Origin of the sequence: Cellulosimicrobium sp. E-16, from assembly GCF_049913115.1 — a bacterium.
Taxonomy (GTDB): Bacteria; Actinomycetota; Actinomycetes; order Actinomycetales; family Cellulomonadaceae; genus Cellulosimicrobium.
Genome location: NZ_CP183974.1, coordinates 499,440 through 513,645 on the forward strand (window position 1 = coordinate 499,440; position 14,206 = coordinate 513,645).

At 75.0% G+C, this 14,206-nt stretch carries 14 protein-coding genes; 7 read left to right on the forward strand and 7 right to left on the reverse strand.

Annotated elements, in window-relative coordinates; translation table 11 throughout:
• Nucleotides 1-10 precede the first annotated feature (10 nt).
• Nucleotides 11-1,369 carry a hypothetical protein gene (locus tag ACN9MS_RS02235; RefSeq protein ID WP_426310530.1) on the reverse strand — a complete coding sequence of 453 codons (1,359 nt, stop codon included), beginning with the start codon at nt 1,367-1,369 and terminating at the stop codon, nt 11-13.
• Entirely contained in the window at nt 1,366-1,935 is a 570-nt protein-coding gene (locus tag ACN9MS_RS02240; protein ID WP_426310531.1) for a SigE family RNA polymerase sigma factor, read from the reverse strand. Before ACN9MS_RS02240 ends, ACN9MS_RS02235 begins: the two co-directional genes overlap by 4 nt.
• Before the next feature lie 187 nt (nt 1,936-2,122).
• Between ACN9MS_RS02240 and ACN9MS_RS02245 the strand changes: the two genes are divergently transcribed.
• Nucleotides 2,123-3,442, forward strand: a complete 1,320-nt coding sequence (locus ACN9MS_RS02245) for an MFS transporter (protein WP_426310532.1) — start codon at nt 2,123-2,125, stop codon at nt 3,440-3,442.
• 9 nt (nt 3,443-3,451) lie between these two features.
• Here ACN9MS_RS02245 and ACN9MS_RS02250 read toward each other — a convergent pair whose 3' ends face one another.
• A complete protein-coding gene (locus ACN9MS_RS02250; RefSeq protein WP_426310533.1) occupies nt 3,452-3,889 on the reverse strand; it encodes a winged helix-turn-helix transcriptional regulator in 438 nt (145 codons plus the stop codon).
• Nucleotides 3,890-4,075: 186 nt separating this feature from the next.
• Between ACN9MS_RS02250 and ACN9MS_RS02255 the strand changes: the two genes are divergently transcribed.
• Genes ACN9MS_RS02255 through ACN9MS_RS02270 form a run of 4 tightly spaced genes read left to right on the forward strand, consistent with a single transcriptional unit; the run spans nt 4,076 to nt 7,448 of the window.
• Nucleotides 4,076-5,008, forward strand: coding sequence for an NAD(P)-dependent oxidoreductase (locus ACN9MS_RS02255; protein ID WP_426310534.1), 933 nt, complete (start codon nt 4,076-4,078; stop codon nt 5,006-5,008).
• Nucleotides 5,005-5,910 carry an NAD(P)-dependent oxidoreductase gene (locus ACN9MS_RS02260; RefSeq protein WP_426310535.1) on the forward strand — a complete coding sequence of 302 codons (906 nt, stop codon included), beginning with the start codon at nt 5,005-5,007 and terminating at the stop codon, nt 5,908-5,910. Before ACN9MS_RS02255 ends, ACN9MS_RS02260 begins: the two co-directional genes overlap by 4 nt.
• A gap of 9 nt (nt 5,911-5,919) precedes the next feature.
• Nucleotides 5,920-6,585: a pentapeptide repeat-containing protein gene (locus ACN9MS_RS02265; RefSeq protein WP_426310536.1), complete on the forward strand. Its 666-nt coding sequence runs from the start codon at nt 5,920-5,922 to the stop codon at nt 6,583-6,585.
• Entirely contained in the window at nt 6,585-7,448 is an 864-nt protein-coding gene (locus tag ACN9MS_RS02270; protein WP_426310537.1) for a carbohydrate kinase family protein, read from the forward strand. Before ACN9MS_RS02265 ends, ACN9MS_RS02270 begins: the two co-directional genes overlap by 1 nt.
• A gap of 34 nt (nt 7,449-7,482) precedes the next feature.
• Here the strand turns inward: ACN9MS_RS02270 and ACN9MS_RS02275 are convergent, their stop codons facing one another.
• Nucleotides 7,483-8,547, reverse strand: coding sequence for an ABC transporter permease (locus tag ACN9MS_RS02275; RefSeq protein ID WP_426310538.1), 1,065 nt, complete (start codon nt 8,545-8,547; stop codon nt 7,483-7,485).
• Between the two features lie 94 nt (nt 8,548-8,641).
• Here ACN9MS_RS02275 and ACN9MS_RS02280 point away from each other — a divergent pair, with 94 nt between their 5' ends.
• Nucleotides 8,642-9,235, forward strand: coding sequence for a TetR/AcrR family transcriptional regulator (locus ACN9MS_RS02280; RefSeq protein WP_426310539.1), 594 nt, complete (start codon nt 8,642-8,644; stop codon nt 9,233-9,235).
• A 94-nt stretch (nt 9,236-9,329) separates the two neighbouring features.
• Here ACN9MS_RS02280 and ACN9MS_RS02285 read toward each other — a convergent pair whose 3' ends face one another.
• Together ACN9MS_RS02285 and ACN9MS_RS02290 are read right to left on the reverse strand one after the other, a co-directional pair.
• On the reverse strand, nt 9,330-10,109 hold the full coding sequence (locus ACN9MS_RS02285) for a response regulator (RefSeq protein ID WP_426310540.1): 780 nt from the start codon (nt 10,107-10,109) through the stop codon (nt 9,330-9,332).
• Nucleotides 10,106-11,479: a sensor histidine kinase gene (locus tag ACN9MS_RS02290; protein WP_426310541.1), complete on the reverse strand. Its 1,374-nt coding sequence runs from the start codon at nt 11,477-11,479 to the stop codon at nt 10,106-10,108. The genes ACN9MS_RS02285 and ACN9MS_RS02290 overlap by 4 nt, the downstream gene beginning before the upstream one ends.
• A 149-nt stretch (nt 11,480-11,628) precedes the next feature.
• Here ACN9MS_RS02290 and ACN9MS_RS02295 point away from each other — a divergent pair, with 149 nt between their 5' ends.
• A complete protein-coding gene (locus tag ACN9MS_RS02295) occupies nt 11,629-12,519 on the forward strand; it encodes a GAP family protein (RefSeq protein WP_426310542.1) in 891 nt (296 codons plus the stop codon).
• Nucleotides 12,520-12,606: 87 nt separating this feature from the next.
• Here the strand turns inward: ACN9MS_RS02295 and ACN9MS_RS02300 are convergent, their stop codons facing one another.
• Nucleotides 12,607-14,076, reverse strand: a complete 1,470-nt coding sequence (locus ACN9MS_RS02300) for a flotillin family protein (protein WP_426310543.1) — start codon at nt 14,074-14,076, stop codon at nt 12,607-12,609.
• Between the last annotated feature and the right edge of the window lie 130 nt (nt 14,077-14,206).

Consider the following 14,206-nt stretch of genomic DNA (forward strand, 5'->3'; position numbering starts at 1 on the left):
CGCCGCCGGGTCAGAACTGCAACGACCCGAGGACCCCGCGCAGCGTCTCGAGCCCTGCCTCGTCGCCGGGGAGCGTGATCGAGACCAGGACGTCCTGTCCGCCGTCCTCGCCGTGGAGCTGGACGTCCGCGCTCAGGGCGGGGACGGCGTCGACCGCCCAGTGCGGTCCCTGGCTGGTCAGCACCTGGGCGAAGTCGGCTCCCGGGACGACGATCGTCTGCGGGTGGAACTGGTCCGCGGCGGTGCTGAACGAGCTCGTGCCCGTCGTGCCGACCTGCACGAACATGTTCCAGCGCACGTCGGACGGCGCGCCGTCGACCGGCGGGCCGGACCACTCGACCCCCCGCCCGAAGTTGCCCTCGACGTCGCGGGACGTCCATCCCGGCGGGACGGCGTAACTGAGGCTCTCGGTGGAGGCAGGCTGCCACCCTGCGGGAGTCCCGGGGACGACGACCCCGATCTCGGGATACGTGTACGTCGGGCTGAACCACTCCGGCGCTCCGTCGGGCTCGAACCACAGGTTGCCCAGGAAGGCGCGTGCCTGTTCGTCGCCCACCTCGTCGTCGGTGAACTCGAGGACGACCGTCCAGCCGGTGCCCGTACCTGCGTGCCGGACGTCCGCCTCCCAGCGGACGAGGCCCGGATCGTCGGACGGGCCGCGCGTCACCGCGACGAAGTCCGCGCCGGGGATCTCGACCGTCCAGGCCCCGGAGTCCCTGGCCGGGGCGGTCCACGACGCGGCGCCGGGGTCGACGTCGATCGTCAGGACGGCGCCGGAATCGTTCATGGGCGGCGGGACCGCGTCCGCGGGAGTGTCCGACCCCGGGGGGTTCCAGCCCTCCGGGGACATCCAGGTCACCGACGCCGGCCCGCCGAACGCCTCGCCGTCGACCTCCCACCCCCCGGGCGGCAGCGTGTACGTGAGACCGCCCTGCATCGTGTAGTCCGCGTGGTGCATCTCCACGACGCCGTGCTCGACGCCCGGCAGCTCCGGGAGCTCGCCGCCGCCCACCGGGAGGAAACGCAGGGGCTGCTCGTGCTGCTCCAGCGTCGGGTCGGGCACCGGGTCCGCCGTCGGCTCGTCCGTTGCGGGGGCGGCGGTCTGCGCCGGCGGCACGGTCAGGGCCAGGTCGGACTCGCGGGGCAGCATCCCGGGCAACAACGCCACGGCGGCGGCCAGGACACCGACGACCGCGGTCGACCCGCCCGCCGCGAGGGCGGTCCGGCGGACGCGCACGCGTCGCACCGCCCGGTGCGCGAGGGCGTCGGGGTCGAGCGTCGTCGGCACCTCGACCGCGTCCTGCGCCGCGCGCACGCGGGCGACGACCTCGATCTCCTCGACCGCCACGGGCTCGGGCGTCGTGCTCATCGCTGTCCCTCCGTTCCGTTCTCGGGGGCCACGAGGGTGCGCAGGCGGGCCAGCGCCCGGGACCCGGTGGACTTGACCGTGCCGACGGCGATGCCGAGCTCCGCGGCGGTCTCGGCCTCCGACCGGTCGAGCACGTAGCGCAGCAGGACGACCCGCCGCTGCTTGACCGGCAGGGCGAGCAGGGCGCGCACGATCCGGTCGCGGTCCTCGACCTCGGGCGGGTCGGTCGTGGACCGACGCTCGAGGCCCGCCAGGGTCTCGTGCTCCACGGACACCTCTCGTCTCGTCCGCCGCCACGTGTCGATGCGCGCCGTGGCGACGACGCGCCGCGCGTAGGCGAACGGCTCGCCGTCGCCGACCCGGGACCACGCGCGGAACGTCCGCTCGAGCGCGAGCTGGACGAGGTCGTGCGCGCGGTGCGCGTCCCCGCACAGCAGGTACGCGAAGCGGTAGAGCTCCGCGGAGCTCGCCCGCGCGAACTCGGTGAAGTGCTCCTCGGCGGTCTGCCCCACGCGCACCACCCGCACGTGGGGCGCGTCCGCCCGGTCGATCGCGACGTCGGTCATGCCCGACCGCCCCCCTGCTGCGTTCGGCGCTCCGGCCGACGTCGGTTCCTCACGAGTGCTAGACGCAGCGGAGGGCGGCAGGGGTTCCATGTTTCTCTTCCCGGGTCCGGAAGGATCGCCCAGGATCCCACGGACGGCGTTCCCCGTCGGCCGCGGGCGCGGCAGCGCTGACGTAGGCTCTGCGATCGTGGCTCGCGTCAACGGTCTCCTCGCCGACACGACGCCGCTGCGTACCTCCCCGCCGTTCCGCCGGCTGTGGTGGGGCCTGGGGATCTCGAACCTCGGCTCGCAGCTCACGGTCGTCGCCGTCGGCCTCCAGGTCTACGCGCTCACCGGCTCGTCGCTCGCGGTCGGGGTGCTCGGCATCTGCGCCCTGGTCCCGCTCGTCGTGCTCGGGCTCTACGGCGGTGCGCTCGTCGACGCGTACGACCGCCGCAAGGTCGCGCTCGCGGCGTCGACCGCCCTGTGGGTCATCACCGCGCTCATCGCGGTCCAGGCGTGGCTGCACCTGAACTCGGTGGGCGTGCTCTACGCGCTCGTCGCCGCGCAGTCGGCGGCGTTCGCGATCAACAACCCGGCGCGCTCGGCGATCATCCCGCGCCTCGTCGAACCCCGGCTCCTGCCCGCGGCCAACGCGCTCCAGACGATCGCGTGGAACGTCGCGCTCACGGTCGGCCCGCTGGGCGGCGCGTTCCTCGTCGCGCTGTGGGGCTACCAGGTCGCGTACACGATCGACGCCGTGCTCTTCACCGCGGCCCTGTGGGCGGTGTGGCGGCTCCCGGACATCCCGCCCCTCACCGGCGACGACGCCCCGCAGGCCGCGCCCGCCGGGCGGCGACGCCGGGTCGCCGGGTGGCGGTCCGTCGTCGACGGCCTGCGATATCTCGCGACGCAGCCCAACGTCCGCACGACCTTCCTCGTCGACCTCGCGGCGATGGTGCTCGCGTCGCCGCGCGTGCTGCTGCCCGCCGCGGGCGTCGTGTTCCTCGGCGGCGGGGAGGCGACCACGGGTGTCCTCACCGCGGCGTTCGCGATCGGCGCCGTGCTCGCGGGCGTGTTCTCCGGCGGGCTGTCCCGCGTGCGCTGGCAGGGCCGCGTCATCGTCTGGGCGGTCACCGCGTACGGGCTCTCGATCGTGCTGTTCGGCCTCGTGCTCGTCGGGGTCGGGGCGACCTCCCCGACGACCGTCCTCGTGGGCGGCGTCGTCGCGGCGAGCGTCGCGCTGGGCCTCGCGGGCGCGTCCGACGCCGTGAGCGCCGTCTTCCGCCAGACCATCCTCCAGACCGCGACCCCCGACGACATGCGCGGCAGGCTCCAGGGCGTGTTCATCGTCGTCGTCGCGGGCGGGCCGCGCCTCGGCGAGCTCGTGCTCGGCGCCCAGGCGACGTGGGTCGGCGAGGCGTGGGCCGCCGTCGCCGGCGGCGTGGCGTGCGTCGTCGTGCTGTGGCTCGTCGTGCGGTCGCAGCGGAGGTTCTGGCGCTACGACGCCCTCCACCCCGAGCCCTGAGCGAGGGACTCAGCCGACGCGCGCGGCGCCGATCCGCTCGATGCGGTCGCGGCCCCAGTCGCCGAGCGACCCGAGCGCCGCGTTGAGCGCGCTGCCGTGCTCCGTCAGCGAGTACTCGACGCGCGGCGGCACCTCGGGGAACACCTCGCGCACGAGCAGGTCGTCCGCCTCCATCTCGCGGAGCTGCTGCGCGAGCACCTTGTCGCTCACCCCGGGCAGCCCGCGCTTGAGCTCGGCGTACCGGCGCACGCCGTGGTCCTCGAGCTCCCAGAGGATGAGCGACTTCCACTTGCCGCTCACGACGTCCATCGCGGCGTCGAGCCCGCACACGTAGGGACCGCGTCGCGCAGTGCTCGTGGAGGGGCTCGTGGAGGGGCTCGTGGAGGTTCCCGTGGAGGTGCCGCCGGGCGTCGCCGCGCCGGGGGAGGTGCGGACCGTCGTCGTCATCGTTCGCTCCTTCGTCGCAGACCGGTTCCGTGCGGGGCAGCGCCCTGACCTGCACGCTCACCCTGAGGTGAGAACCCCACCTCGAAGTGCGTTCTTCCCGGGCGACGGTACGTCGGCGAGTGTGGACGGCAAGGGCACGCCGCGCCGCGGGCCCGTCCGAGCACCACCACCCGACCCGGAGGAACGATGTCTGACCAGCCCGCACCCGGCCCACCCTCGGCATGCTCCCTCACTATCCTCGGCCTCGGGGCGATGGGCCGCGCCCTCGCCGCCGGGACCGTCGCCGCGGGCCACCCGACCACCGTGTGGAACCGCACGCCAGGACGTGCGGAGGAGCTCGTCGGGGCCGGCGCCCGTGAGGCGGCGTCGGTGCGCGACGCCGTCACCGCCTCGCCGCTCGTCGTCGCGGTCCTGCTCGACCACGCGTCGGTGCACCAGACGCTGGACCCCGTCGCGGACGCGCTCGCGGGCCGGACCCTCGTCAACCTCGTGACGACGACGCCCGAGCAGTCGCGCGAGCTCGCCGCCTGGGCGGGCTCCCACCGGGTGACCTATCTGGACGGCGGCATCATGGCCGTCCCCGGGATGATCGGCGGGCCGGGGGCCGAGGTCCTGTACAGCGGGTCGCGAGCGGCGTTCGACGACGCCCGTCCCGTGCTCGACACGTGGGGCGGGAGCACGTGGTTCGGCGAGGACCCCGGCCTCGCGCCGCTCTACGACCTCGCGCTGCTCGCGGGCATGTACGCGATGTTCGCGGGCTTCTTCCACGGCGTCGCGATGGTCGGGACGGCGGGAGTGAGCGCGAGCGACTTCGCACGCCGGGCGGCGCCCTGGATCGCGGCGATGACGTCGGAGCTCGCGGGCTACGCCGACGTCATCGACCGCCGCGACTACGGCGGCCCCGGCCAGCAGAGCCTCGAGTTCTCGGACCCGTCCGACATGGTCCGGGCGAGCGCGGAGGCCGGGCTCGCGACCGACGTCGTCGCGGCCGTCCAGGCGCTGGTCCACCGTCAGATCGACGCCGGCCACGGCGCCGACGGGTTCGCGCGCGCCGTCGAGAGCATCCGCACCCCTGCCCATGACCCCGTCCGCACCGTCACCACCGGAGGAGCACGATGAGCACGCCCGTCACCCTGATCGGCCTGGGCCCGATGGGCCAGGCCATGGTCCGCACCCTGCTCGCCGCGGGCCACCCCGTCACCGTGTGGAACCGCACGCCGTCGCGCGCCGACGCGCTCGTGGCCGAGGGCGCGGTCCTCGCCGAGAGCCCGGCCGCGGCCGTGGCGGCGAGCGACGTCGTCCTGCTGAGCCTCACGGACTACGCGGCGATGTACGACGTCCTCGGCGAGGCGACGGACGCCCTGCGCGGCCGGACGGTCGTCAACCTCAGCTCGGACACCCCGGGGGCGACCCGCGCCGCGGCCCGGTGGGCGACCGAGCACGGCGCGACACTCCTCACGGGCGGCGTCATGACGCCCGCGCCGGGCGTCGGGACCGCCGACGCGTACGTGTACTACAGCGGTCCGGAGGCCACGTTCCGGGAGCACGAGGCCACGCTCGCTCTGCTGGGCGCGCCGCGCTACCTCGGCCAGGACCCCGGCCTCGCGCAGCTCCTGTACCAGGCGCAGCTCGACGTGTTCCTCACCGCCCTGTCGGGCGTCGCGCACGCGGCCGCGCTCGCGCAGGCAGCGGGAGTCCCGCCCACGCAGTTCGTCCCGGAGGCGCTGCGGACCCTCGTCGAGACGCCCGCGATGATCGGTGCCGACGGCGCAGCGGGCGCGGAGTTCGAGACCGGCGTCCACCCGGGGCACCTCAGCACCGCGACGATGATGGGCGCGACCGCCGCGCACGTCCTCGGCGCGAGCGAGGAGCTGGGGGTCGACACGGTGCTGCCGCGCGCGATCCTGTCCCACTACGAGGCGGCGCTCGCGGCCGGCCACGGGAGGGACAACTGGTCGGCGATCTTCGAGGTGATCAAGGCGCGCACGCCCACGGCGCAGGGCGTCGGTGGCGGGTCCTAGGCTCGGGGCGTGCCCTCGAAGAAGCCGACGACCGAGCCGCCCGCGATCGACCCGGTCGTGCTGGACGACCTCCAGCGCGGCGACGCGTACGACCTCGAGGCGGAGGCCGACCTCGAGGGATTCGAGCTCGTCGACCTCCGCCTCGACCGCCTCGACCTGCACGGTGCGAGCGTGTTCTCCACGCGCCTCGACCAGGTGCGCGCCGACGAGGCCGACCTCGGGGCGGTGACGCTCACGGAGGTGGTGCTCGGCCGGCTCGACGTGCCCGTGCTGCGCGGGACGCGCGGGCGGTGGCGCGAGGTCGAGGTGCATGGCGCGCGCCTCGGGTCGGCCGAGCTCTACGAGTCGTCGTGGGCAGGGGTCCGGTTCGTCGGCTGCAAGCTCGGGTTCGTCAACCTGCGCGGCGCGACCCTGCGCGACGTGATGTTCACCGACTGCACCATCGACGAGCTCGACCTCGTCGCGGCGGACGCGCTGCGCGTCGCGTTCGAGGGCACGCGCGTGCGCCGGCTCGACGTGCAGGCCTCCACGCTGGCGCACGTCGACCTGCGGGGCGCGGAGATCGACGAGCTGAGCGGCATCGAGTCCCTGCGAGGCGCGACGATCGACTCGACCCAGCTCGCGCGCCTCGCGGCGACGTTCGCGCACAGCCTCGGCATCACGGTGACGGACTGATGGCGCCCGCCGAGGCCGAGGTCCTCGTCGCCGGGCCGGCGTCGTGGAACCTCCTCGTCCAGCTCGACGAGCTGCCCGCGCCCACGCCGCACACGGCCTTCGCCCGGTCGCACCGCGCCACCGTGGGCGGGACGTCGGCGGGCAAGGCGCTCAACCTCGCGCGGCTCGGCCGGTCGGTGCTGCTGCGCACCGTGCTCGGCGCGGACGACGACGGCGCTCGCGTCCGGTCCGTGCTCGAGGGTGCGGGCGTCCAGGTGCTCGCGGAGCCCTCGCCCGACGGGCGTACCGAGAGCCACCTCAACCTCATGGACGACGACGGCGGGCGCGTGTCGGTCTACCTGCGCGCCCCGGGCGAGGTCCCGGCCCAGGGCGCGTCGTGGGACGTCGCGGTCGCCGCGCTCGACGCGGCGCGCGCCGTCGTGGTCGACCTCGCGGTCCCGGCGCTCCCCGTGCTCGACCTCGCGGTGTCGCGCGGCCGCGACGTCTGGGTCGACCTCCACGACTACGACGGCGAGTCCGCGTTCCACCGGCCGTGGGTCGACGCGGGGACGCACGTCTTCCTCAGCGGGGACCGGCTCGAGGACTGGCGCGGCTTCATGTCCGCGCGGGTCGACGCGGGGGCGCGGCTCGTGGTGTGCACCCACGGGTCGCGCGGCGCCGTCGCGCTCACGCCCGAGGACGGCTTCGTCGAGGTGCCCGCGGAGCGCGTGCCGCACGTCGTCGACACGAACGGCGCGGGCGACGGCTTCTTCGCGGGCTTCCTCGACGCCCACCTGCGCGGCGCGGGCGTCGCGGAGGCGATGGAGTCCGGTGCCCGGCACGCCGCGCGCGTCGTGCAGAGCCCGGACCTCGTCCCGGCCTGAGCGCCTGGCGCGGCCGTCGGCGCCGCGCGCCCCGTCAGCGCCTGGCGCCGACGGGCTCGGCCGCGGGCGCGACGTCGTCCGCCTCGCGCAGCGCGGCGGCGGTCGCCGCGCCACGGTCGCGGAAGTGACCGACGAGGGAGAGCAGGAGCCCGAGCACGGCCCATCCCGTGAGCACGAGCCAGGGGGAGGTCGTGTCCGCGGCGGGGAAGTACGAGAGGTCGCGCAGCAGCGTCGCGGACGCGCCCGGCGGGAACCACTGGCCGACGGCGCCCCACGGGCTGAGCAGGAACTCGACCGGCATCGCGGACGCCGAGAGCGGGTTCGCGACGAGCAGGAACAGGACGGGGCCGACGGCGATGCCGGGACGCCCGAGCACCGCGACGGCGCCGACGATCGTGCCGCCGATCCCGAGCAGCGTGAGCCCGACGGCGAGCGAGTCGGCGAGGTACGCCCCGTGCAGGCCGCCGAGCCCGTGCAGGATCCCCGCGATCGCGAGCCCACCGACCACCGAGTAGACCCCGAGCGCCGCGACGCGCCGCCACACCCCCACGACGGCGAGCGAGATCGCGATGCCGCCGACCATGCCACCGAGCACGAGCGGGAACGACGCCGCGGCGAGGGTGGAGCCGCGCGGGTCGTCGACCGAGAGCGGGACGCCGTCGGTCACCGTCACGGTCGGCACCGCCTCGGCGGGGACGCCCTGCGCGGTCGCGGCGGCGTCGACCTGCGCCTGGAGCGCGGGCTGGAGCCCGGCGAGGAGCTGCGCGACGGCGGGGCTCGCCGCCGAGGCGGTGAGGACCTCGGGCTGCTGGCCGAGGACGATCGCACCGTACGCGTCGCGGGACTCGACGAGGTCGACGGCCGCGTCACGGTCGGCGACGGTGACGAGCTCGATCGCGCCCTCGGCGTTCTGGTCCAGCCCGGCCTGCACCTGGGCGACCACGGCGGGGTCGCCCGCGGCCGCGACCGGGAGGTCCTTCGGCTCGGCGGTGACGGAGGGCCAGAGGAACGCGAGGACGACGACCGCGACGAGGGCGACGAGCCCGACGGCGGTCGTCACGACGCGCGGCCAGTGCGTGTGCGGGGCGGCGGAGCTCATAGGGAGACCTCTCATAAAACGAATGTTCGTTCTCTATAGAGTCGACCTGCGCATCCCTCCTGTCAAGAACGATCGTTCGGTTTAGGGTGGGCGGATGCCCCGGGTCAGTGACGAGTACCGAGCGCAGCGGCGCGACGACATCGCCGCCGCGGCCCTGCGCGTGTTCCGCCGCAAGGGCTTCGCCGCCACCTCGATGGCGGAGATCATCGCCGAGTCCGGGCTGTCCGCCGGCGCGATCTACGGCTACTACGACTCCAAGATGGCGATCGTGCACGACGTCGCGGGCCGGATCGTCGGCGCGCGCATCGCCGACGTCGAACGGCTCGCCGAGCGCGACCCGCTCCCTCCGCCGTCCGACCTCGTCGCCGTCCTGATGCACGGGGTGGTGCGCGAGATCGGCAGCACCGCGATCCTGATCCAGGTCTGGGGCGAGGCCGTGACCGACCCCCGCATCCTCGAGTTCGCCTCGGCGGTCCTCGCCCGGCTGCGCTCGGTCTTCGCCGACTACGTCGCCGCCTGGCACGAGCGCACCCACGGCCTCGTCCCCGCACGCGCGGCCGAGCTCGGCGCCGAGCAGGCGCCGCTGTTCGTCGCCGCGTGCCAGGGCTTCATCATCCAGAGCGCGCTCATGGACGACTTCGACGCCGACGCCTACCTCGACCGCACGACCCGCCACCTCCCGCGCTGACCCTCTCGCCGAGGTAGAAGAGCGGTCGCGCGAGGTAGAACCGTGGTTGGCCGAGGGAGAGCCGTGGTCCGCTCGCTCGGGGTTCTCGGGCGGGTCAGGCGAGGCCGGTGTCGCGGGCGACGATGGCCGCCTGCATGCGCGTCGGGACGCCGAGCTTGCCGAGGACGCGCGAGACGTGGGTCTTGGCCGTGGCCTCCGTGATGTAGAGATCCGTCGCGATGCCCTGGTTGGACAGGCCGCGGCCGAGCGCCGCGAGCACGTCCACCTCGCGGGGTGTGAGGTCGGCGAGCCGTGGGTCCTGAGCCGGGCCGCTCGCGTCGGCGTTCGCCCCGGCGGCGGGCGCCGGGAGGTCACCGGCCGTGCCCGACTGCGGTCCTGAGGCCGGAGCGGTGGTCCCGCCCGGGCGGATGGCCGGGTCGGGGCGCGGGGCGCCATCGGGGGCCGGGCCGCGCGCGAACGCGGCGAGCAGCCGTCGGGTGACCTCGGGGGCGAGCACGCCGTCGCCGTCGGCGACGCGGCGGACGGCGTCGAGCAGCGCGGCGGGCTCCGCTGACTTGAGGAGGAAGCCCGCGGCGCCTGCGCGGAGCGCGCCGTCGACGTACTCGTCGAGGTCGAACGTCGTGAGCACGAGGACGTCGGCGAGCCGTTCGCCCGTGATGACGCGCGTGGCCTCGATGCCGTCCACGCCGGGCATGCGCAGGTCCATCAGCACGACGTCGGGCCGCAGCGCACGGGCGTTGGTGATCGCCGCGGTGCCGTCGGCCGCCTCGCCGACGACCTCGACGTCGTCGGAGGCGTCGAGCAGGAGGCGCAGGCCCGCGCGGATCGCGGCGTGGTCGTCGGCCAGCAGCACGCGGACCGGTCGTGGCGTCATGCGCTCTCCTTCTCGGTCGGACGCTCGGCGACCGGGACGGCCGCGCGCACGACCCACCCGTCGGTCGCCGCCGGCCCGGCGTCGAACGTCCCGCCGAGGCCGTCCGCCCGTTCGCGCATGGTCAGCAGCCCGGTGCCGGCGCTCAGCGGTGCCTCGACCGGCGGCGCCGAGCCCGGCGCGCCAACGTCGCGCACCTCGAGCACGACGGCCGACCCGTCGCGCACGAGCCGCACCGTCACGGGCGATCCCGGCGCGTGCTTGAGCGCGTTGGTCACGGCCTCCTGCGCGATCCGGAACAGCGCCTGGTCGGCCGCGGCGGGCAGGTCCGACGTCGCGACGTCGTCGGGGTCGTCGAGCGTGACCGTCGTGGTCGCCCGGGCAGCGTCGAGCAGGGCGTCGAGGCCCGCGAGCCGGCCCGGCGCGGCGACGGCGTCGGGGACGTCGTCGCGCCGGCCCTCCGTGCGCAGCAGCAGGATCATCGAGCGCATCTCGTCCAGGGACGCGACGGCGCTCGCACGCACCTGCTGGAGCGCGGCCCGGTCCTTCGCCGCGTCGGGCGGGAGCGCGAGCGCGGCGCCGGAGTGGATCGCGATGGTCGACAGGTGCGACGCGATGACGTCGTGCAGGTCGCGCGCCATCGCGGCGCGCTCGGCCTGCACCGCTTCGTGCCGGTCGAGCTCGGCGATGCGCTCGAGGTCGCTCGCGCGCTGCCGCTCCAGGTCGGCCGTGCGCGCGGCGGCCTCGGCCTCGCGCGCCGCGAGGTCGGCGCGCTCGCCCGCGAGCTCGGCGAGCTCGCTCTTGGTGCGCACGTTGGTCGCCCACCACATCGGCACGAGGAGGACGGCCCCGAGCTGGAGTCCCATGTACACGAACTGCCGCACGTCGCGCGCGGCCTCGCCGGCCGCGACGGAGCCCAGGACGGCGACGGTCACGGCCACCCCCCAGAGCCACGCGCGCGCCCGCGGACCCGACCACAGCGCGGCGGCGTAGAGCAGGTCCCACAGGACGAGCGTGATCGCGAGGCTGCCGCCCCACCGGAGGTCGACGGCGGTGACGGCGACGCCCCCGAGGAGCGCCAGGATCGGGTGGGCGCGCTTGACGAGGATGAGGAGGCAGCCGACCCCGAGCAGGGCGACGCGCCACCACGCCTCCGCCGGCTCGGCGACGAACGGAGCCTGGACGATCCCCACGAGGCCCACCTCGAGGAGGAGCCACCCGAGGACGAACGTGACGACGGCGGAGAAGGCGTCGTTCCGGCGGTCCTCGATGCGCCAGACCTGGGGGAGCGACCGGACCGCCGCCTGCCAGGTGCCGGAGCGCCCGGGCGCGACGGGGCGCACCTCGTCCGTGCCGCCGTCCTCCGTGCTCACGCACCCATCCCAGCACAGCGCGCCGTTCCCCGGATCGGTCGAACGGTGTACTGCGGCGGCGTCACCGTCCCCGCGGGTGGCTCGCGGAGGGCTCCGGGTCGGTCGTTCGCCCGACGACGGGACGACGCCACGGGGCGAGGCTCGACGGCATGGACATCCCTCTCGACCTCGACGCCGTCGGCGGGCCGGGCCTCGGGCTCGCCGCGATGGCGGGCGTGCTCGTCGTGCTGGCCCTCATCGACTCCACGAGCTTCGGCACGCTGCTGATCCCCGTCTGGCTGCTCCTCGCCCCCGGCCGCCTGTGTGCGGGGCGCGTGCTCGTCTACCTCGGCACGGTCGCCGCGTTCTACCTGGCCGTCGGGATCGTCGTCCTGCTGGGTGCGGGGGCCTTCCTCGACCGGTTCGGCGACGCCCTCGACACCCGCGCCGCGGCGATCGTGCAGCTGCTGCTCGGCATCGGCCTGTTCGCGCTGAGCTTCCGGTTCGACAGCAAGCGCGCGGCCCGGCGGGCCGCGCACGCGGCCGACGCGGCGCCGGTGACGGTCGGCGCGCGACCGTCCGTCCCGGGCGACGGCACGGTCGACGCGCCCGGCGGGGAGCGAGGGACGACGCCGGCCCCGCGCCCGGGGCGGTTGTCGCGCTGGCGCGAACGCGCGCTGGGGATCGAGGCGGACGCCGCCGGTGCGGGCGCCGTCCGCGCTCGGCCCTCCGTGCTGCCGCTCATGGGGCTCGCGCTCGGAGCCGTGGCGATCGAGGTCGGGACGATGCTGCCGTACCTCGCGGCGATCGGGCTGCTGACGACGTCGGACGTCGGCTGGCCCGCGACCGGCGGCGTCCTCGCCGCCTACTGCGTCGTGATGATCGCCCCCGCGCTCCTGCTGCTGCTCGGGCGTCTCGTCGCCGCGCGCGCGGTCGACCCGCTGCTGCGCCGGCTCGACGCGTGGCTGACGAGGAACGCGACCGACATGACCGGCTGGGTGCTGGGGATCCTCGGCGTCCTGCTCGCGCTCAACGCGTTCGGCCGCCTCGGCTGGACCTGAGCAGGCCGCGCGCCCCGCACGACGACGGCCCGCCCGGAGGTTCCGGGCGGGCCGTCGTCGTGCGGCCGGCGTGATCCGGCCAGGTGGTCAGTGCGAGGTGCCGTTCGACGCCTTCTCGCCCGAGCCCGTGAGCTGCGTTCCCGCGAGGTTGGCGATGAGCTGGTTGATGTCGACTCCGGTGAGCTGCTTGATGACGCCCTGGCCCTCGCCGAGGACGGACGCGACGTTCTTCGTGACCGCGGACGCGCCGTCGGTCGAGACGACGGTCATGCCCTGGATGTTGCCGATCGGCTCGGCCGCGGCGCGCACGATCTCGGGCAGGCGCTCGATGAGCTCCTGCACCAGGGCCGCCTCGCCGTACTTCTGGAGCGCGTCGGCCTTGGCGTCCGTCGCCACGGCCTCGGCGCGGCCCTCGGCCTCGATCGCCGCGGCCCGGGCCTCACCCTCGGCCTTGATACCGGCGGCGAGGGCGACCTGGCGGTCACGCTCGGCCTCACCGGCGCGGCGCACGGCCTGCGCGGACGCCTCGGCGTCCTGGATCGCGGCCGTCTTGTTCGCCTCGGCGATGACCGTGCGCTTGTACGCGTCGGCCTCGGTCGCGGCGTTCGCGGCGTCACGGCGCGCGTTGGCCTCCTGGACCTCGGCGTACGCCTTGGCCTCGGCAGGCTTGCGGATCTCGATGTCGAGGCGCTCCTGCGTCACCCGGGCCTGCTCGGCGAGCGCCTCGCGCTCCTGCTGCGCGACGAGGCGGTCCTGCTCGGCGCGGGCGAGCTGGCCCGCGGCCTCGGCCTCGGCGTTCGCGCGGTCGGTGTCGGCCTTGATCACGGCGCGCTTGAGGTCGAGCGCCTTCTGGCGCTCGGCGATCTGCTCCGCCGCGTCGATGACGGCGAACTCCGAGGCGCGCTGCGCCTCGGCCTCGGAGACCTCGGCGACCTGGCGGGCGCGGGCCGACTCGGCGCGGCCGAGGTTCGCGAGGTAGTCCGAGCCCGGCGTCGAGATGTCGGAGATGTTGAGCAGGTCGACCTGGAGGCCCTGCTCCGAGAGGTCGGCCTTGGTGGACTCGACGACGCGGTCGGACAGGCCCTTGCGGTCGGAGATGATCTGCTCGATCGTCATGTCGCCGACGATGGAGCGCAGCGAGCCCTCGAGGGACTCCTTGATGATCTCCGTCAGCGTGCCCTGCTGGGAGAGGAAGCGCTGGGCCGCGCGACGCACGCCCTCCTCGTCACCACGGACCTTGAAGTTGATCGACGCCTTGATGGCGATCTTGATGCGGTTCTTGTCCACGCCCTCGACCGTGATGCCGATCTGGCGCTGCTCGAGCGAGATGGAGAAGCCCTGCTGGAGGATCGGCCACACGAACGTGCGGCCGCCGACGACGACCTTCTGCCCGCTGCCCGCGGCCTCCTTGCGGCCCGCGCCGCGGCCGACGATGACCAGGGCCTCGTTCGGCGGGACGCGGCGGATGCGCTTGCTGATGAAGATGACCACCGCGAAGAACGCGATGACCAGGGCGACGATCGCCAGGGTCGTGATGAGGTTCGTGTCGTCGAACATGGTCCGCGCCGGGGCGCGTCTCCTTCCGTGGGTGCGTGCAGGTCAGGGCGTGCGGCAGTGCTCGGTGGACGGGCCGGGTGGTGCCCGGCCGGCCCGCCGGTGGTGCGTGCGGGTGCGCGGCACCCACGGT

What these genes read in the sequence shown, in the direction of transcription:
- ACN9MS_RS02235 (WP_426310530.1), bottom strand. Translation starts at nt 1,369, where the DNA reads ATGAGCACGACGCCCGAGCCCGTGGCGGTCGAGGAGATCGAGGTCGTC.
- ACN9MS_RS02240 (WP_426310531.1), bottom strand. Translation starts at nt 1,935, where the DNA reads ATGACCGACGTCGCGATCGACCGGGCGGACGCGCCCCACGTGCGGGTG.
- ACN9MS_RS02250 (WP_426310533.1), bottom strand. Translation starts at nt 3,889, where the DNA reads ATGACGACGACGGTCCGCACCTCCCCCGGCGCGGCGACGCCCGGCGGC.
- ACN9MS_RS02255 (WP_426310534.1), top strand. Translation starts at nt 4,076, where the DNA reads ATGTCTGACCAGCCCGCACCCGGCCCACCCTCGGCATGCTCCCTCACT.
- ACN9MS_RS02260 (WP_426310535.1), top strand. Translation starts at nt 5,005, where the DNA reads ATGAGCACGCCCGTCACCCTGATCGGCCTGGGCCCGATGGGCCAGGCC.
- ACN9MS_RS02270 (WP_426310537.1), top strand. Translation starts at nt 6,585, where the DNA reads ATGGCGCCCGCCGAGGCCGAGGTCCTCGTCGCCGGGCCGGCGTCGTGG.
- ACN9MS_RS02275 (WP_426310538.1), bottom strand. Translation starts at nt 8,547, where the DNA reads ATGAGCTCCGCCGCCCCGCACACGCACTGGCCGCGCGTCGTGACGACC.
- ACN9MS_RS02280 (WP_426310539.1), top strand. Translation starts at nt 8,642, where the DNA reads ATGCCCCGGGTCAGTGACGAGTACCGAGCGCAGCGGCGCGACGACATC.
- ACN9MS_RS02285 (WP_426310540.1), bottom strand. Translation starts at nt 10,109, where the DNA reads ATGACGCCACGACCGGTCCGCGTGCTGCTGGCCGACGACCACGCCGCG.
- ACN9MS_RS02295 (WP_426310542.1), top strand. Translation starts at nt 11,629, where the DNA reads ATGGACATCCCTCTCGACCTCGACGCCGTCGGCGGGCCGGGCCTCGGG.
- ACN9MS_RS02300 (WP_426310543.1), bottom strand. Translation starts at nt 14,076, where the DNA reads ATGTTCGACGACACGAACCTCATCACGACCCTGGCGATCGTCGCCCTG.